Annotated in this window: 13 protein-coding genes; 9 read left to right on the forward strand and 4 right to left on the reverse strand. The window is 64.1% G+C overall.

Features of this window, described 5'->3' with window-relative positions; all coding sequences use genetic code 11:
* Window positions 1–40 precede the first annotated feature (40 nt).
* The gene (locus ACEUCR_RS04770; protein ID WP_408788419.1) at window positions 41–1,012 is read right to left on the reverse strand and encodes a nucleoside hydrolase; all 972 of its coding nucleotides are present in this window, start codon (window positions 1,010–1,012) and stop codon (window positions 41–43) included.
* A gap of 215 nt (window positions 1,013–1,227) precedes the next feature.
* Between ACEUCR_RS04770 and ACEUCR_RS04775 the strand changes: the two genes are divergently transcribed.
* Entirely contained in the window at window positions 1,228–2,325 is a 1,098-nt protein-coding gene (locus ACEUCR_RS04775) for a YdcF family protein (RefSeq protein WP_042000842.1), read from the forward strand.
* A 61-nt stretch (window positions 2,326–2,386) separates the two neighbouring features.
* Here the strand turns inward: ACEUCR_RS04775 and ACEUCR_RS04780 are convergent, their stop codons facing one another.
* Window positions 2,387–2,719, reverse strand: a complete 333-nt coding sequence (locus tag ACEUCR_RS04780) for a DUF3634 family protein (RefSeq protein WP_042000845.1) — start codon at window positions 2,717–2,719, stop codon at window positions 2,387–2,389.
* Window positions 2,720–2,979: 260 nt separating this feature from the next.
* Here ACEUCR_RS04780 and ACEUCR_RS04785 point away from each other — a divergent pair, with 260 nt between their 5' ends.
* Both ACEUCR_RS04785 and ACEUCR_RS04790 read left to right on the forward strand, forming a co-directional pair.
* Window positions 2,980–5,571 carry a family 20 glycosylhydrolase gene (locus ACEUCR_RS04785; protein WP_408788423.1) on the forward strand — a complete coding sequence of 864 codons (2,592 nt, stop codon included), beginning with the start codon at window positions 2,980–2,982 and terminating at the stop codon, window positions 5,569–5,571.
* Window positions 5,572–5,841: 270 nt separating this feature from the next.
* Window positions 5,842–6,363 (forward strand): HutD family protein, encoded by a 522-nt coding sequence (locus ACEUCR_RS04790; protein ID WP_392443484.1) that lies wholly within the window; start codon window positions 5,842–5,844, stop codon window positions 6,361–6,363.
* 27 nt (window positions 6,364–6,390) lie between these two features.
* Here ACEUCR_RS04790 and ACEUCR_RS04795 read toward each other — a convergent pair whose 3' ends face one another.
* Window positions 6,391–6,594 (reverse strand): hypothetical protein, encoded by a 204-nt coding sequence (locus ACEUCR_RS04795; RefSeq protein WP_408788425.1) that lies wholly within the window; start codon window positions 6,592–6,594, stop codon window positions 6,391–6,393.
* 179 nt (window positions 6,595–6,773) lie between these two features.
* Window positions 6,774–7,214, reverse strand: coding sequence for an azurin (gene azu / locus ACEUCR_RS04800; RefSeq protein WP_408789039.1), 441 nt, complete (start codon window positions 7,212–7,214; stop codon window positions 6,774–6,776).
* Between the two features lie 261 nt (window positions 7,215–7,475).
* Here azu and ACEUCR_RS04805 point away from each other — a divergent pair, with 261 nt between their 5' ends.
* From ACEUCR_RS04805 to ACEUCR_RS04830, 6 genes are all read left to right on the forward strand, one after another.
* On the forward strand, window positions 7,476–9,146 hold the full coding sequence (locus ACEUCR_RS04805) for a response regulator (protein ID WP_408789042.1): 1,671 nt from the start codon (window positions 7,476–7,478) through the stop codon (window positions 9,144–9,146).
* Window positions 9,147–9,217: 71 nt separating this feature from the next.
* Window positions 9,218–10,024 (forward strand): exodeoxyribonuclease III, encoded by an 807-nt coding sequence (xthA, locus tag ACEUCR_RS04810; RefSeq protein WP_042000861.1) that lies wholly within the window; start codon window positions 9,218–9,220, stop codon window positions 10,022–10,024.
* 183 nt (window positions 10,025–10,207) lie between these two features.
* Entirely contained in the window at window positions 10,208–10,663 is a 456-nt protein-coding gene (locus ACEUCR_RS04815; RefSeq protein ID WP_408788428.1) for a hypothetical protein, read from the forward strand.
* Between the two features lie 284 nt (window positions 10,664–10,947).
* Window positions 10,948–12,465: an efflux RND transporter periplasmic adaptor subunit gene (locus ACEUCR_RS04820; RefSeq protein ID WP_408788429.1), complete on the forward strand. Its 1,518-nt coding sequence runs from the start codon at window positions 10,948–10,950 to the stop codon at window positions 12,463–12,465.
* Between the two features lie 73 nt (window positions 12,466–12,538).
* On the forward strand, window positions 12,539–15,688 hold the full coding sequence (locus tag ACEUCR_RS04825) for an efflux RND transporter permease subunit (protein WP_408788432.1): 3,150 nt from the start codon (window positions 12,539–12,541) through the stop codon (window positions 15,686–15,688).
* A gap of 31 nt (window positions 15,689–15,719) precedes the next feature.
* Complete coding sequence (locus tag ACEUCR_RS04830; protein WP_408788435.1) at window positions 15,720–16,082, forward strand: copper-binding protein; 363 nt, start codon at window positions 15,720–15,722, stop codon at window positions 16,080–16,082.
* The last annotated feature ends 52 nt before the right edge of the window (window positions 16,083–16,134 follow it).

The raw sequence follows: 16,134 nt of genomic DNA on the forward strand, positions 1-16,134 counted from the left end.
TCAACAATGAAATAAATGAGATGAATCCAGGATCCCCGCGCTAGTCGCTCCCCTTGCCCCAGGCCACCAGGGTGTCCCGATAGAGGGCCAGCAGGGCCTGATCCCGCACCGCCACCCCGACCCGCTGCGCCGGGCAGCCTGCCCACCCGTCATGGGGATGGCGTCTGTCGTCAAACTTCTGCAGGGTGTGGCCGATGGCGGGGCCGTCCGTGACGACCCGCACCGGCCCCTCTCTCAGGGTAAACAGGGTCGGATCGATCACATAGGCGATGGCGGAGGGATCGTGCACATGGCAGCCATCCAGGCCGATACGCTCGGAATAGAACCTCAGATAGAAGCGGCTGACATCCCACAGGAAGCGGCCGGGCTCCCCCGCCTCGTCTCGCAGGGCATCGAGGTAGGCGCCGCTGAAGAAGCTCTGCTGAGTCACGTCCAGCCCGATGATCACCAGAGGCCAGGGGGCGGTGAAGACCCTGTCCGCCGCCTCGGGATCGTCGTGAATGTTGGCCTCGGCATAGGGGGTCACGTTGCCGCGATGGCCATTGACGCCAAAGGCGCCCCCCATCACCACCACCTGCTTGACCTGGGTGACTATCTCGGGGGCATGCGCCAGCGCCAGGGCCAGGTTGGTGAGCGGCCCTATGGTCACCAGGGTGATCTCGCCGGGGTTGGCCTGCACCGTCTCGACCAGGTATTGCCAGGCCGGACGGGGATCCGGCGCCAGGGTCACCTCCCCCGCCGCCACATCGCCCAGCCCGCTCGGGCCGTGCACCACTGTGGTCGGCCCCACGGGCTCGCGCACCAGGGGCGCGGCGGCCCCCATGGCCACGTCGGCCCTCATGCCATATTTTTGCTTGAGCCAGAGGGCATTGCGGGTGCCGTTCTCTATGGTGGCATTGCCAAAGACGGTGGTGATCCCCACCAGATCGATGTCGGGGTGTGCCTCGGCGAAGAGGATGGCCATGGCATCGTCGATGCCGGGATCCGTGTCCAGGATGATCTTGCTGGTCATGATAAGGTTCCATTGAGAACGAAAAGCCAGTGTAGCGCGTTGCCGCCCCTGCGTCAGGATCCCCTTCACAGGATGAGTCCGGGGAGGCATTTCCAGACCCGATCCCGTTTTTATCGCCCCCGGCCTGTTATAGTCGACAGGGCGTGGCGCCGGTTTGATGACGGGCAGCCCCAGGCTAAAGCCGACTCTCTTTCTCCCAATCAGGTGAACAGCTTATGGATACCAGACTCTCCCTCGCCGCCCTGCTCACCCTCTCCCTGCTCTGTCCGGTCCAGAGCTGGGCCGTGCCGGTGCGCAGCCTGCAATCTGAATCGGATTACGGCCAGCTCATCAGCAAGCGCCAGGTGGTGGATCAGCTGCTCGGTGAAGCCAGGCAGATCTATGACTCCCCCGCCCGCGTCTCGGATGCCGGCTTCACCGCCAAGATGCCGAGCAACATGGAGCTCGTCACCTCCCGGCTGCTGGAGGCCTATCAGCTCGAGCCCTATCGCACCGATCTGCTCATCTCGGCCGCCAATGCCCAGATCTACAACGGCAAGCTGGACAGGGCCATCGCCCTGCTCAACCAGGCCCTGACCGCCGCCCCCGATGATGTGGATCTGCTCTCCTATCTGGCGGTCTGGCTGCGCGTCAAGGGCGACGAGGGGGGGTCGAGCCAGTATCTCGACCGGGTCAAGGCCCGCAACCCGGGGCGAGAGGCCGATCTGCGCCGCCTCTTTGCCACCATAGACAGGGTGGTCACGACGCCGCTCAAGGAGCGGGCAGGGCGGGATCAGGACAAGACGGGGCGGCGCGCCATCGTCACCCTGGGCTATGCCCTGAACCCCGATGGTTCCATGAGCGACATACTGCTGGGGCGACTCGACACCACCCGAGCCCTGGCCAAGGCCGATCCCCAGGCCCTCATCATAGTGAGCGGCGGCGTGCCCCAGAATCGCAAGACAGAAGCCAGTGTCATGGCCGACTGGCTGGTGAGCAAGGGGATCAGCCGATCGCGGATCATAGAGGACAACTATGCCACCAGCACGGTGGAAAACGCCCTCAACACCGCCTGGGTGCTGGCCCGTCACCAGATAGACAAGGCCACCCTGGTCAGCTCGGCCAGCCATGTGCGCCGTGGTCAGACCCTGCTCGAGATTGCCTGCTGGCAAACCGGTCCGGCCAACATTCGCATCGACAGCGTCAGCTACCCGGACAAGCCCGTCTCCAGCCTGGCCCGGGTCGAGGCGGGCGAGCTGCTCGGCATCTATCGCGATGCCCTGCGCACCTATGGCATGTGGAGCTATCGCTCCCCTCCCCTGCTGGCACGCTGATGCCCCACCCACCAAGGAGGCGTCCCCGGCAGCGGGGGCGCCTTCTTGTCATGGGGCGGGATCAGCGGCGCCTGTGGCCCGAAGGCGGGCCAGGCTGCTGGCCGCGATAGTCGGCGTAAGGGAAGACGTTGCGCACCCGTTGGGCGATGGGCTCTGGGATGGAGCGGGAGAAGACCAGGCGCACCCCCTTGCCATCCCGCAGCCCCTGGATGCGGCCGCGCACCGGCTCGTGCTTGAGGATCTGCCGCACCTGTTCGATGAAGGCGGGGGGCAGGCTGCCCCTTTGCACCACCAGCTTGCCCGGGGCAAGCCGGATCTCGAACAGGGGGCCGCGCCCCAGCTTCAGCAACCACCAGATGAGGGCCACCCCCACCAGCAAGGATATCCAGGCCATCGTCGCTCTCCTTGACGTCATTGATGCCCTTGAGCATCACTCCGGCAGCATAGCGCCATCCGGGATGCTTGCCACACGCCAGTAGGCCGCACTTTATTTTAGAAGAGAATCAAATCATTCGATTCATCACCAAAACCATGATGCGTGTCTCATACAGCACCAAAAAATGCAAAAAGGATCTCACTCGGAACTCATTTATGAAAATGACGGCTACTCTTTGTTCGCTTTGATAATTAACCAACGACAAGGAGAAGTGAAGCATGACCCACAAGCTGTCTCTGCTGGCGAGCGCCCTCGCCCTGGCGCTGAGCACGCCCGCTCTGGCGATGACCCAGTCCCAGCTCGATGCCCTGGGAGCCGGCATCGCGCTCGGCTACCAGGTGGTCGACAACAGTCAGGACGAGTGGCGCACCTTTCGCGGCCAGATAAGCCTCACCAACCAGGGAGCCGTGCCCTTGCCCGCCACCGGCTGGGCCATCTGGTTCAGCCATATCCGGGACATCAAGGCGCTGGATACGCCCCAGTTCAAGGTGACCCACGTCAATGGCGACATCTTCAAGCTCGAACCCACCGCCAGCTTCGTGCCCCTCAATCCGGGGGAGAGTCTCAGTTTCCAGTTTGACGGGGATGCCTGGCAAGTCTCCAAGAGCGACGTGATGCCGAACTGGTATTTCGCCTCGACCCATCAGGGCCAGCCCATCTCGGCGCTGATCCAGAGCACCAGCAACCGGATCCAGGGTGCCGTGCCGACCGCCCCCTCGGACGAGTTGCCGTTTGTGGCTGACTTCACCTCCCCTTCCCAGTGGAAACGCTATGACAGCCCGGCCCTGACCGATCACTATGACCCCTTCACGGCAGCGGATCGCTACGCCCGCAATCAGGGCCTGGCCCCCCTGCCTCACCCCGTCGGCGTGATCCCGACTCCGGCCGAACAGACCCTGGGGCAAGGCAGCGTCCAGCTTGGCAGCGACTGGACCGTGGTCTATGACAATGGCTATCAGGAGCAGGCCCAATACCTCGCCGCCCAGCTCGGCCTGGCCGCCGCGCCCTGGAGCCCCAGTACCAGCAAGGTGATCAAGGTCGGCTGGGGACCAGTCAGCCTGGATGGACAGTCAAAATGGCAGGAGGCCTATCGCCTCAAGGTCGATCCGGCCCTCGACCTCATCACCCTGGCCGCCGTCGACCAGGCAGGGGCCTTCTATGGCGCTCAATCCCTGCTGCAACTGCGCCAAGGCAGCCAGGTACCCGCCATCGAGATCACCGATGCCCCCCGTTTCGCCTATCGCGGTTTCTCCCTCGATGCGGTGCGCAACTTTCGCAGCAAGGATGCCGTGCTGGCCCTGCTCGACCAGATGGCTCGCCTCAAGTTGAACAAGCTGCACTTGCGGCTGGCCGACGATGAGGGCTGGCGCATCGAGATTGCCGCCCTGCCGGAGCTGACCGAAGTTGGCGCCAGACGTTGCCATGACCCCGACGAACGCAGCTGTCTGCTGCCCTTCCTGGGGGCGGGCCCCGATGGCACCCCGGAATCGGACGGTTATTACACTGCCAGCGACTATGGCGCCATCCTGGCCCACGCCCAGCGGCTCAATATCGAGGTGATCCCCGAGATAGACATGCCGGGTCATGCGCACGCCGCCATCAAGGCGATGGAGGCCCGATATCACAAGCTGATGGCGGCAGGCCAGCCGCAGCAGGCCCAGGAGTACCTATTGTCGGATCTGGCGGATCAGAGCGATTACCTGTCGGTGCAGATGTTCAAGGACAATGCCATCAACGTCTGCATGGCATCGAGCTTCCACTTCATCGACACCGTCATCGCCTCCCTGGTCGACCTGCACGCCGCGACCCAGCCCCTCACCCGTTTCCATTTCGGCGGTGACGAGGTGGCGGGGGCCTGGCGCGATTCACCCGCTTGCCAGCAATTTTTTGCCAGCAATACCCAGGGCATCACGGACCCATCCCAGCTCAGCCAGTATTTCGTGGAGCGGGTGGCCAGCCTGAGCTCGGCCCGCGGTCTCAACCTGGGGGGCTGGGAAGATGGCCTGATGCACAACAACCTGGTCTACCCCAGGGCCAACCTGGCCAACGCCAGCGTCTCGGGCAACGCCTGGCAGAATATCTGGGAGTGGGGAGTGGCGGATCGGGCCTACAACCTGGCCAACAGCGGGTATCAGGTGATCTACAACCAGGCGACCCACCTCTATTTCGATCATCCGTATGAGCCAGACCCGAACGAGCGCGGCTACTACTGGGCGCCGCGCTTCACCGATACCCGCAAGACCTTCGGCTTCATGCCCGATGATCTGTTCGCCAATGCCGATTACACCCGGGCGGGGGCCCCCATCAGCAAGGAGCAGGTGCTGGCCGGTGCCGGGGTCAAATCCCTGGAGCGGCCGGAGAATGTGCTGGGGCTGCAGGGATCCCTCTGGTCAGAAACCGTGCGTACCGACGATCAGTTCGAGGGCATGGTCTTCCCCCGGGTGATAGCCCTGGCGGAGCGCGCCTGGCACAAAGCGGGCTGGGAGGCCGACGACGCCAGCGCCAAGCCCCTGGATGAGACGGCGCGCACCCAGGATTACAACCGCTTCGCCAACCTGCTCGGCCAGCGCCTGCTCCCGGCACTGGAGCAAGATGGCATCGCCTTCAACCTGCCGGTACCGGGCGCCATGCTGGAGGCGGGGGTATTGCGCGCCAACATCAGCCTGCCAGGGCTCACCATCCAGTATTCGCAGGATGGCGGCGCCAGCTGGCAAACCTATGATGACGCCAACCCGCCCTCGGTCTCGGGTCAGGCACTGGTGCGCAGCGTCTCGGGCCTGCGCGCCAGTCGCAGTGCCAGCGTGCAGTGACCACATCACCAGGACCGCAGCGCTCGTCATGAGTCTGCGGGCCTGGTGAAACCAGGAGGCCTGATCTGGCTCCATTCGCCCCAGGCCCTGGCCTGGGGCACTCTTTTGCGGCCAGGGGCCAGGCCCGCCCCCTGGCAACAAGCGCTGGAAAAAGCCGCACTCGCACCAGGCGGGCTTGTCCTCAGGGCGGGGGGAGTGGTATCTCTGGGGCCAGACTCACCATGAGGGAACCCAGTGTACCAACTCATCACAGTGGCCCAGCAGCGCCAGATGCCCTGGAAAAATGGCAAGGGCAGCACCGCCGAGATAGTGATTGCCCCGGCGGGCAGCACCCTGGCCAGGCTCGATTTCGACTACCGCCTGAGCTCTGCCCCCATCAAGGAGGCGGGCCCCTTCTCCCGCTTCCCCGGCTATGACCGCATCCTGCTCCCCATCGGCGGGGCCGGTTTCGTGCTCAACGGCCACCCCTACGCCACCTTCGAGGCGGCCCATTTCAAGGGGGACGACGAGACCCACTGCGAGCTGCTCAAGAAAGAGGTGACGGATCTTGGCCTCATCTATGACCCCGACAGACTCGGTGCCAACGTGCGGGTGCTGACCCTGCCCTTCTCCCTCTCTCTCACCCTCATCCCGGCCCACACCTATCTCATCACCCTGCTGGAGGGGAGCCTGACGGTGGCCCAGCATGCACTCGCCCGGGGAGATACCCTGGTGGTCACGGCCGAGGAGGACATCCGATTCGAATGCAGCAAGAAGGCCAGCATCGCCTTCTTTACCCTGCAATCCAGATAGGCACCAGGCGCACGGGCCCGATCCGATTCAGCGCTTCGGGGCGCGGCCCCCGCTGGCGAGGCAGGCCTGCATGGTGTCGTAGGGGATGTAGTGCTTGGTGCGACTGTAGTAGGTACCGCCCTTGGGATGGCAGATGCCGTTGCGGCTCTTCTTCACCGGGGGTTCTGCCGCCAGTGCGACGGCGCACATCAGCAGCAGGCAGACAGTGACTCCCCATTTCACTATGTTCATCACGGCGTTTCATTCCTCTCGATCGAGGCAGCAAGGTTCAAAAGACGCCTATTCTATTGTCTCGTCACACCGCTCACCCGGCGCTGGATCATGAAACGAGGGGATCCCTTGCCGCCCCATGACTGCGGGCCACAAAAAAGCCGGGCATGCCCGGCTTTTTCATCTTTTGATCGTCGAGATCAACCGACCTTGAAGCTGCCCTTCATCATGGCCCAGTGGCCGGGGAAGGAGCAGAAGAAGGTGAGATCCTTGCCCGCCAGCCCCTCGATCGGGAAGCTGATACTGGTGGTTTCACCGCCGCCGATGAGCTTGGTGTGAGCCAGTACCCGGGCATCATCCTTGGGCAGATAGTTGTTGTCCGGGCCCGCCCCCATGCCGGCGGTCGCCACGTCCTGGAAATCGGCCGTGCTGGTCAGCACCCAGTTGTGGCCCATGGCAGCGACCGGCAGCTTGCCGGTGTGGGTCAGGGTGAGGGTCACCTCCTTGCAGGTCGCGGGCACGCTCAACGCCTTGGTGTTGAACTGCATGGCATCGTTCGCCTCGACCGTCAGGGTGCACTCATCGGCGAAGGCGGGGGCCGCCAGGGCGCTCAGAAACAACAGGGACATTACCTTTTTCATCATCCTCTCCTATGGGTTGCCAGGGTTGGCGACAGGATTGTCTGGCCCGCAGCCGCGAGCCAGACAAAGGTGCTATTTGAATCGACCTTATTGTACTCATATGCGCTCGGTCAACCAGGGTTTACGGCCAAGCCTGCGGGCCAGATCACTCCCTTTCCGATGCCAGCCCCCCTGAGGCCGGCCTGGCGCCCCCCTTTGCCAATTGCCTGATCCCGAACTTTGGTGGCACACTGGCGCATCGATGCCCCAAGACCCAGAGCCATGCCGACCCAGGATCCCGCCCTCCCCTCTGCCGCTGGCGATGCCGCCCCCAAGCCTGCCCCCGTCAAGCCGCTGCGCCTGCTGCTGGTCGATGATCAGCGCGCCTTTCAGGTGATGATGAAGGCCATGCTGCAAAACATCGGCATCAACCGCATCAACTTTGCCAACAGTGCCGAGGAGGCCCGTCGCCGCTGCCAGAAGGAGAGCTTCGATGTCTATCTGTTCGATTACGATCTGGGCGGAGGGGAGAACGGCCGCCAGCTGCTGGAGAGCCTGAGGGACAAGGGGCTGATCCCGCCCCTGAGCGTGGTGATCATGGTCAGCAGCGACAACTCCCGCGCCATGGTGTTGAGCGCCCTGGAAGTGGAGCCGGACGAGTACCTGATGAAGCCCTTCTCCCAGGAGCAGTTCAAGTTTCGGCTGCGCCGGGCCCTGGCTCGCCGCCGGGCCCTGGAGAGCGTGTTCCGGGCCCTGGCCGAGGACAAGCCCGAGCAGCTGATCCACGCCTGCGCCGAGCGGGCCGACGCCATCCCGCGCTTTGCCAACTTCTGCCGCTGTCTGCAGGCCGACACCCAGCTCAAACTGGGTCAGGCCAAGGAGGCCCGCAGCCTGATGCGCCAGCTGCTGGCGGGCCAGGAGAACGGCTGGGCCCGGCTCACCCTGGGCAAGGCGTGCCATACCCTGGGACTGAACGAGGAGGCGGTGAGCCACCTGCAGGCGACCCTCAAGCACAACCCCCTGATGGTGGAGGCCCACCGCTGGCTGGCCGAAGCCCAGCTGGCCCTGGGGGAAGAGGAGACGGCCCAGCGCGAGCTCAAGCGGGCGGTGGAGATCTCTCCCCAGTCGGTGCTGCTGTCGCGCCGCCTGGCGGAGGTGTGCCTGCAGCGCCACGACTATGCCCAGGCCAGGGATGTGCTCCTCTCCCTCATCGAGCTGGCGCGCAACTCCATCCACCGGACTCCCCACTACCTGGGGGCCTATATCCAGTGTCTCACTCTCTACGCCCTCAACAGCAATGACGGTTATCACATCGCCAACCTGCAAAAACAGGTCAACTCGGCCCTGTCGCGCATTCGCGACTCCCTGATGGTGAGCGAGTTCAATTACCCCGTGTTCGAGCAGATCTGCCAGGCCAGGGTGCAGATCGCCCTGGGCCAGCTGCTCAAGGGCAAGAAGATGCTCTATCGCGCCAACCAGCCCTGGCTGGATCAACCGGCCAGCATGCCGGGCACCCTGCTCGGCGAGACGGTGCTGGCCCTCTACCAGCTCGGGGAGTTCGAGTATGCCGAGAGCCTGCAGGAGCACCTGACCGAAGATGGGGACAGGCTGCTCACCATCTGCATCCAGGCGACCCGCAACGACAAGACGGTGCAGGAGCGGCGCCAGCGCTATCAGCAGCTCAACGAGCTCGGCATCAAGGCCTATGAGGGGGGCCAGCTCGAGCAGGCCCTCACCCACTTTCGCGAGGCCCTGCGCCGCGCCCCCGCCAACACGGGGGCGGCGCTCAACAAGATCCAGGTGCTGCTCAAGCTCATCGAGAAGCATCGCAAGAACCCGGACTTTCCGAGCGAATGCAAGGAGACCCTGGCCATACTGGAGGGGATCCCCCTCAATCCGGCCCAGCAGGAGCGCTTTCGCAAGCTGCGCCAGGAGTTCAGCCAGAGCCAATGAGCCTGCGGCTTGCATCGACCCGGGATTCCTAGTCCAATAGCCACCTATAAAAACGACATGAGCACATCGACATGAAGATCATCTCTTTCAATATCAACGGCCTGCGCGCCCGTCTTCATCAGTTGCAAGCCATCATCGACAAGCACCAGCCGGACGTGATCGGCCTGCAGGAGATCAAGGTCCACGACGAAGCCTTCCCCCTGGCGGACGTGGAGGCCATGGGCTATCACGTCGAGTTCCACGGTCAGAAGGCCCACTACGGGGTGGCCATCATGAGCAAGAACAAGCCCCTCGAGGTGCAAAAGGGCTTCCCCACGGATCCCGAGGACGCCCAGCGCCGCATGATCATGGCCAGTTTCCAGCGCGAAGACGGCTCCGTCATCAAGGTGATGAACGGCTACTTCCCGCAAGGGGAAAACCAGGATCACGAGACCAAGTTCCCGGCCAAGCAGAAGTTTTACGAGGACTTGCAGCACTACCTCGAGACCCACCACAGCCCGGACGACCAGATTGCGCTGATCGGGGACATGAACATCTCTCCCACGGATCTCGACATCGGCATCGGCGAGGCGAACCGCAAGCGCTGGCTGCGGGATGGCAAGTGCTCCTTCCTGCCCATCGAACGGGAATGGATGGCCCGTCTGGAAGGGTTTGGCCTGACCGACACCTTCCGCGCCGCCAACCCCACCGAGTGCGAGCGCTTCTCCTGGTTCGACTACCGCTCCAGGGGCTTTGACGAGAACCGGGGTCTGCGCATCGACCTCATCATGGCGTCCAATGCTCTCAAGGACAAGGTGACCGAGACCGGCATCGACTACGAGCTGCGCGGCATCGACAAGCCCTCGGATCACGCCCCCATCTGGACCTGCTTCGCCTGATCCCGGCGCCAGGCTCGCCCTCGCAAAGAGACCCGGCCCCCGCCCATGCGGGGGCTTTTTTTGTTCACTGCCCCGCCCTTTCTTAATCCATGTCAATTCGCCAGCAGACGGCCCTTGCCAGGCCTTGACCTTCTCCTTTCGGCAAGGTTTACATTCGGCCCATCCGTCACAGGGAAACCGCCCATGCTCTCATCGAGATTGCCCACAGTGCTCATCGCCCGGCTGTTGCTGGCGCTGCTGCTCGCCTGCAATCTCAGCCTCTGCCTCGGCTGGCTGGGCAGCCATGCCATGGCATCCCCCCAGGCCGCGCACCACGGCGCAACCGCAATGGGTCATGGAGAGATGGATGCCGCCGCCATGCAGGTGCTCTCCTGCCACGATGGTGGTGGCAGTGCTGCCACCGACCTCCATCAGGACGAGTGCCAGATGCACGGCGGTCTCACCTCGTCCACCGGCGTCGGTCTGCCGCTGCTGGCCGCCCTGCTGACCCTGCTCGCCCTGCCCCTGTTGCTGCTGCCCCCAGGGACGACCGGCAGCACACTGGACAACTGGCTGCGGGACCCCTTCCTGCGATCCCGCGGTGCTCACCCTCCCTCCTGGCCACGTCGACACCTGATGCTGTCGGTGCTGCGCCACTAGAAAGCCCTTCTCTCACGGCGGCGGCAAGTCTTGGCTTGCCCGTTTCCTGCCGCCTTGCCTGACCCTGCGCCCTGGCCAAACCGGCCCGCTCGCAGGGGGCCGTGCGCACGCTGACCATTCAGCCGCGCCCCGTTTGCCGCCCGCCCGTGATGCCCTGCCCATCACCCGCCCGGCGGCCTGCACAAGAGAAGACGTACCATGTCACTTGCCCATTTTTCTCCCGCCAGGGTTGCCGCCTTCGCGGGCGCCCTGTCCTCCAGCCCTGCCCGCGCCGGAGGCTTGTCATGAACAAGACGCTGCTGATGTCCGCCCTGCTGCTGGCCCTCGGCGCCGGTGGCGGCTACTGGGCCGCCAAACAGACTGGCGACGGTGCAACCGCCAAAGAGAAGACGCCCCTCTACTGGGTCAACCCCATGGATCCTCGCGACAAGCGCGATGGCCCCGCCAAGGACAACATGGGGATGGACTTCATTCCCGTCTATGAGGAGCAAAAAAGCGGCTCGCCGGGTACCGTCACCATCAGCCCCGAGATCCAGCAGAACCTGGGGGTGCGGCTCGCCAAGGTAGAGAAACTCTCCGTCCACCAGCAGATCGAGACGGTGGGCTATGTCGGCTATGACGAGGACAGGCTGGAGGCGGTCAACGCCCGCATGGCGGGCTGGATCCGCACCCTCGCCATCAAGAGCGAGGGGCAGCAGGTGGCCAAAGGCGCCCTGCTCTACGAGCTCTATGCCCCGGATCTTGTCAACGCCCAGCACGAGTATCTGCTGGCGCTCAACACCGCCAACCCGCTGCTGCTGCGCGCCGCCGAGGGCAAGCTCAAATCCTTGCAGGTGCCATCAGATCAGATTGCGGCCCTCAAACGCAGCCGTCAGGTGCGCGAAACCATTGGCATCTATGCCCCCAGCAGCGGTTATGTGTCAGAGCTGAAAGTGCGCGAGGGCCAGTATGTTGAGCCCGCCGCCGCCCTGTTCAACATCGGCACCCTCAAGCAGGTGTGGGTGAGCGCCGAGGTGTTCGAGCGCCAGGCCGCCCAGCTCAAGGTGGGGGATCCTGTCACCATGACCCTGGACTACGCCCCCGGCCGCAGTTGGCAAGGTAAGGTGGATTACCTCTACCCGACCCTGGATGCCGCCACCCGCACCCTCAAGGTGCGCCTGCGCTTCGCCAACCCGGACGAGTTTTTGAAACCCAACATGTTCGCCAAGGTGAGCATTCGCACCGGACAGGGGGAACCCCGGCTGGTGGTGCCGAGCGAAGCGGTGATCCGCACCGGCAGCCAGGACAGGCTGGTGCTGGCGCTGGGGGATGGCAGCTTCAAGTCGGTGGCCGTCACCCTGGGCCCCCAGTTTGGCGACAAGGTGGCCATCAGGGAGGGAGTCGAAGCGGGGGACAGCATAGTCCGCTCGGCCCAGTTCCTGCTCGATTCGGAATCGGCCATCGATTCTGACTTCCAGCGCATGACGGCGGTGCGCCCCGCCCAGGTGTGGACTCAGGGCGAGGTTGAAAGCATCGATCTGGCCAACCGCACCCTGACGGTCTCCCACCAGCCCATCCCAGAGTGGCAGTGGCCCGCCATGGAGATGGAGTTCACCGTGGCGGACGGGGTGGACATGAGCAAGCTGACGGAGGGGCAGACCCTCCATCTGCAAGTAATGCAGGAGGGTGACGAGTACCGCATCACCAGCATCCATCAGGAGAAGGCACCCGCTACTGACGGCGACGCCAAGCCTGCGGCGGATGAGATGGGGAAGATGGAAGGCATGGACCCTAGCCAGCACGATATGGGAGCCAAGCCATGATCCCTTCCATCATTCGCTGCCTAGCAGGCAACCGCTCTTCACTCTCTGCACTGCATGAGCAAGGAGCCAGATCATGATCCCTGCCATCATTCGCTGGTCCGTGGGCAACCGCTTTCTGGTACTGCTGTTGACCCTCATGCTTACCGCCTGGGGGCTCTGGTCGGTCAAGCAAACCCCGGTGGATGCCCTACCGGATCTCTCCGACGTGCAGGTGATCATCAAGACGGCCTATCCGGGCCAGGCGCCCCAGGTTGTGGAGGATCAGGTGACCTACCCGCTCACCACCGCCATGCTGGCGGTGCCGGGGGCCACCACGGTGCGCGGCTACTCCTTCTTCGGCGACTCCTTCGTCTACGTGCTGTTTGACGACAGCACGGATCTTTACTGGGCCCGCGCCCGGGTGCTGGAGTATTTGAGCCAGGTGACCCCCAACCTGCCCGCCTCCGCCCGCCCCCAGCTCGGCCCCGATGCCACCGGGGTGGGCTGGGTCTACCAGTACGCCCTGGTAGACAGAAGCGGCAAGCATGACCTCAGCCAGCTCACCTCCCTGCAGAACTGGTTTCTGAAATACGAGTTGCAGACGGTGGAGGGGGTCTCCGAGGTCGCCACCGTCGGCGGCATGGTGCGCCAGTACCAGGTACGGGTCGATCCGGACAAGCTGCGCGCCTACGGCATCCCGCTCTCCCTCATCGAGACCGCCATTCAGCAGGGCAATCAGGAGACCGGCGCCTCCGTCATCGAGATGGCGGAAGCGGAGTACATGGTGCGCTCCAACGGCTATCTGAAAAGCGTGGAGGACTTAAAACAGATCCCGCTTGGCACCAATGTGCGCGGCGCGCCCCTGTTGCTGGGTGACGTGGCGGATGTGGTAACCGGCCCCCAGAGTCGACGCGGCGTCGCCGAGCTCAACGGCGAAGGGGAAGTGGTGGGCGGCATCATAGTGATGCGCTACGGCGAGAATGCCCAGCACACCATAGACGGGGTCAAGGCGCGGCTAGCGGAGCTCAAAAGCAGCCTGCCGGAGGGGGTGGAGATCGTCACCGTCTACGATCGATCCGATCTTATCGCCCGCGCCATCGACAACCTCTTCGGCAAGCTGGTGGAGGAGTTCGCCGTGGTGGTGCTGGTGTGTCTGGCCTTCCTGTTCCACCTGCGCTCGTCCCTGGTGGTGGTCATCACACTCCCTATCGCGATTCTGACCGCCTTTATCGTGATGCATCTGCAGGGGATCAACGCCAACATCATGTCGCTGGGGGGCATCGCCATCGCCATCGGCGCCATGGTGGATGGTGCCATCGTGATGATAGAGAACGTCCACAAGCATATGGAGCGGGAGGCGCTCACCGACAAAAACCGCTGGCGCATCATCACAGAGGCGAGCATAGAAGTGGGGCCCGCCATCTTCTTCTCCCTGCTCATCATCACCATCAGCTTTTTGCCGGTGTTCGCCCTGGAGGCGCAGGAGGGACGGATGTTCCACCCCCTCGCCTACACCAAGACCTACGCCATGGCTGCTGCGGCCGCGCTCGCCATCACGCTGGTGCCGGTGATCATGGGCTACTTCATCCGTGGCAAGGTGCTGGCCGAACAGGCCAACCCGCTCAACCGCTGGCTAAGCCAGGGTTATGTGCCGTTGCTCAAGGCCGTCTTGGCCCGTCCGAAAACCACGCTCGCCGCCGCACTGCTGGTGACGGTGGCGGGCTTCTGGCCGCTCAAGTACCTGGGATCCGAGTTCATACCGCCGCTCGATGAAGGGGACATCATGTACATGCCCACCACGGCGGCCAACATCTCGGTGGGCAAGGCGCGAGAGATCTTGCAGCAGACCGACAAGCTCATCCGCACCGTCCCCGAGGTGCAGAACGTGTTCGGCAAGGCGGGGCGCGCCGACACCGCCACCGATCCCGCCGATCTGGTGATGATGGAGACCAGCATACAGCTCAAGCCCCGGGATCAGTGGCGCCCCGGCATGACCCCGGAGAAGCTCAAAGAGGAGCTAGACTCCCTCATCCGCTTCCCCGGCCTCACCAACGCCTGGGTGCCCCCCATCAAGACCCGCATCGACATGCTGGCCACCGGCATCAAGACCCCGGTGGGCATCAAGATAGCGGGGCCCGATCTCAAGGTCATTCAACAACTTGGCAAGCAGCTGGAGCAGATCATCGGCAAGGTGGAAGGCGCCTCATCGGTCTACGCCGAGCGGGTGGCCGGTGGCCGCTACGTCAAGGTGGATATCGACCGGCTCAAGGCGGCCCGCTACGGCCTCAATATCGCCGACGTGCAAGGAGTGCTCGCCACCGCGGTGGGCGGCATGGAGGTGGGCCAGACCATAGAGGGGCGCGAGCGCTACCCCATCAACCTGCGCTATCCCCAGAGCTATCGCGACTCGGTGGCCAGCCTCGAGCTGCTGCCCCTGGTCACCCCAGGCGGTGCGCGCATCGCCCTGGCGGACGTGGCCCGGGTCTACATCAGCGACGAGGCCCCCATGCTCAGAAGCGAGAACGCGCGGCTCAATGGCCTGGTCTACATCGACATTCGCGATCGGGACATCGGCTCTTTTGTGGCGCAGGCCAAGGCCGAGGTGGCCAAGCAGCTGGTGCTGCCGCCGGGCTATGCCCTCAGCTGGTCCGGTCAGTTCGAATACATGGAGCGGGCCAAGGCGCGTCTGGCCTACGTGGTGCCATTGACCGTCGCCATTATCGTGCTGCTGCTCTATCTGGCGTTTCGCCGCGTCCAGGAGGTGCTGCTCATCCTCACCACTCTGCCGCTCGCGGTAGTGGGCGGGATCTGGACCCTCTGGCTGCTCGACTTCAACCTCTCGGTGGCGGTGGGGGTGGGCTTTATCGCCCTGGCCGGGGTAGCGGTGGAGACCGGCGTCCTGATGCTGGTCTACCTCAACCACGCCTGGGATGACCTGGTGGCCAGCGGCAAGCCGGACAAGGCGGGCCTGCACCGGGCAGTGATCCACGGCGCCGCCCTGCGCCTGCGCCCCAAGATGATGACGGTGGTGACCATCATCGCGGGCCTGCTGCCCATCATGTGGAGCCAGGGCACGGGTTCTGAAGTGATGCAGCGCATCGCCGCCCCCATGATTGGCGGCATGGTCAGTGCCCTGGTGCTGACCCTGCTGGTGCTGCCCGCCGCCTTCTATCTGTGGAAAAGCCGTGCCCTGAAGACCCTCGACCACACGACTGCGCAGACGGATATCCCAACTGCACCCTGATCAACCGGACAACCCAAACAAGGAAACCAAGATGAACTACAAGACACTCACTTTGACCCTGCTGCTGGGCCTTGCCACCCACACCAGCCTGCAAGCTGAAGAGATGATGAGCCATGAAGGCCATGACATGAACCAGATGGGTGACATGCAGCAGATGGAGGGGATGAAGGAGGGGGTGATGACCAAGGGGATTATCACCCGCATCGACGAGGCCAACGGCAAGGTGGGCATCAAGCACGAGGCCATCGCGAACCTCAAGATGCCCCCCATGACCATGGTGTTTCGGGTGGCCGACCCGGCCCTGCTCAAGGATCTGAAGGTGGGGGATGCGGTGCGCTTTCACGCCGAGAACCCGGCTGGCAAGCTCACAGTGACCGCCATCCAGCGGGGATAAGGGGCTCAGGCGGCAAGAAAACGGCGGGACAATCCCGCCGTTTCACGTTCGG

This window comes from Aeromonas bivalvium (assembly GCF_046078285.1).
Lineage (GTDB): Bacteria > Pseudomonadota > Gammaproteobacteria > Enterobacterales > Aeromonadaceae > Aeromonas > Aeromonas bivalvium.

What these genes read in the sequence shown, in the direction of transcription:
- ACEUCR_RS04770 (WP_408788419.1), bottom strand. Translation starts at nt 1,012, where the DNA reads ATGACCAGCAAGATCATCCTGGACACGGATCCCGGCATCGACGATGCC.
- ACEUCR_RS04775 (WP_042000842.1), top strand. Translation starts at nt 1,228, where the DNA reads ATGGATACCAGACTCTCCCTCGCCGCCCTGCTCACCCTCTCCCTGCTC.
- ACEUCR_RS04780 (WP_042000845.1), bottom strand. Translation starts at nt 2,719, where the DNA reads ATGGCCTGGATATCCTTGCTGGTGGGGGTGGCCCTCATCTGGTGGTTG.
- ACEUCR_RS04785 (WP_408788423.1), top strand. Translation starts at nt 2,980, where the DNA reads ATGACCCACAAGCTGTCTCTGCTGGCGAGCGCCCTCGCCCTGGCGCTG.
- ACEUCR_RS04790 (WP_392443484.1), top strand. Translation starts at nt 5,842, where the DNA reads ATGCCCTGGAAAAATGGCAAGGGCAGCACCGCCGAGATAGTGATTGCC.
- ACEUCR_RS04795 (WP_408788425.1), bottom strand. Translation starts at nt 6,594, where the DNA reads ATGAACATAGTGAAATGGGGAGTCACTGTCTGCCTGCTGCTGATGTGC.
- azu (WP_408789039.1), bottom strand. Translation starts at nt 7,214, where the DNA reads ATGAAAAAGGTAATGTCCCTGTTGTTTCTGAGCGCCCTGGCGGCCCCC.
- ACEUCR_RS04805 (WP_408789042.1), top strand. Translation starts at nt 7,476, where the DNA reads ATGCCGACCCAGGATCCCGCCCTCCCCTCTGCCGCTGGCGATGCCGCC.
- xthA (WP_042000861.1), top strand. Translation starts at nt 9,218, where the DNA reads ATGAAGATCATCTCTTTCAATATCAACGGCCTGCGCGCCCGTCTTCAT.
- ACEUCR_RS04815 (WP_408788428.1), top strand. Translation starts at nt 10,208, where the DNA reads ATGCTCTCATCGAGATTGCCCACAGTGCTCATCGCCCGGCTGTTGCTG.
- ACEUCR_RS04820 (WP_408788429.1), top strand. Translation starts at nt 10,948, where the DNA reads ATGAACAAGACGCTGCTGATGTCCGCCCTGCTGCTGGCCCTCGGCGCC.
- ACEUCR_RS04825 (WP_408788432.1), top strand. Translation starts at nt 12,539, where the DNA reads ATGATCCCTGCCATCATTCGCTGGTCCGTGGGCAACCGCTTTCTGGTA.
- ACEUCR_RS04830 (WP_408788435.1), top strand. Translation starts at nt 15,720, where the DNA reads ATGAACTACAAGACACTCACTTTGACCCTGCTGCTGGGCCTTGCCACC.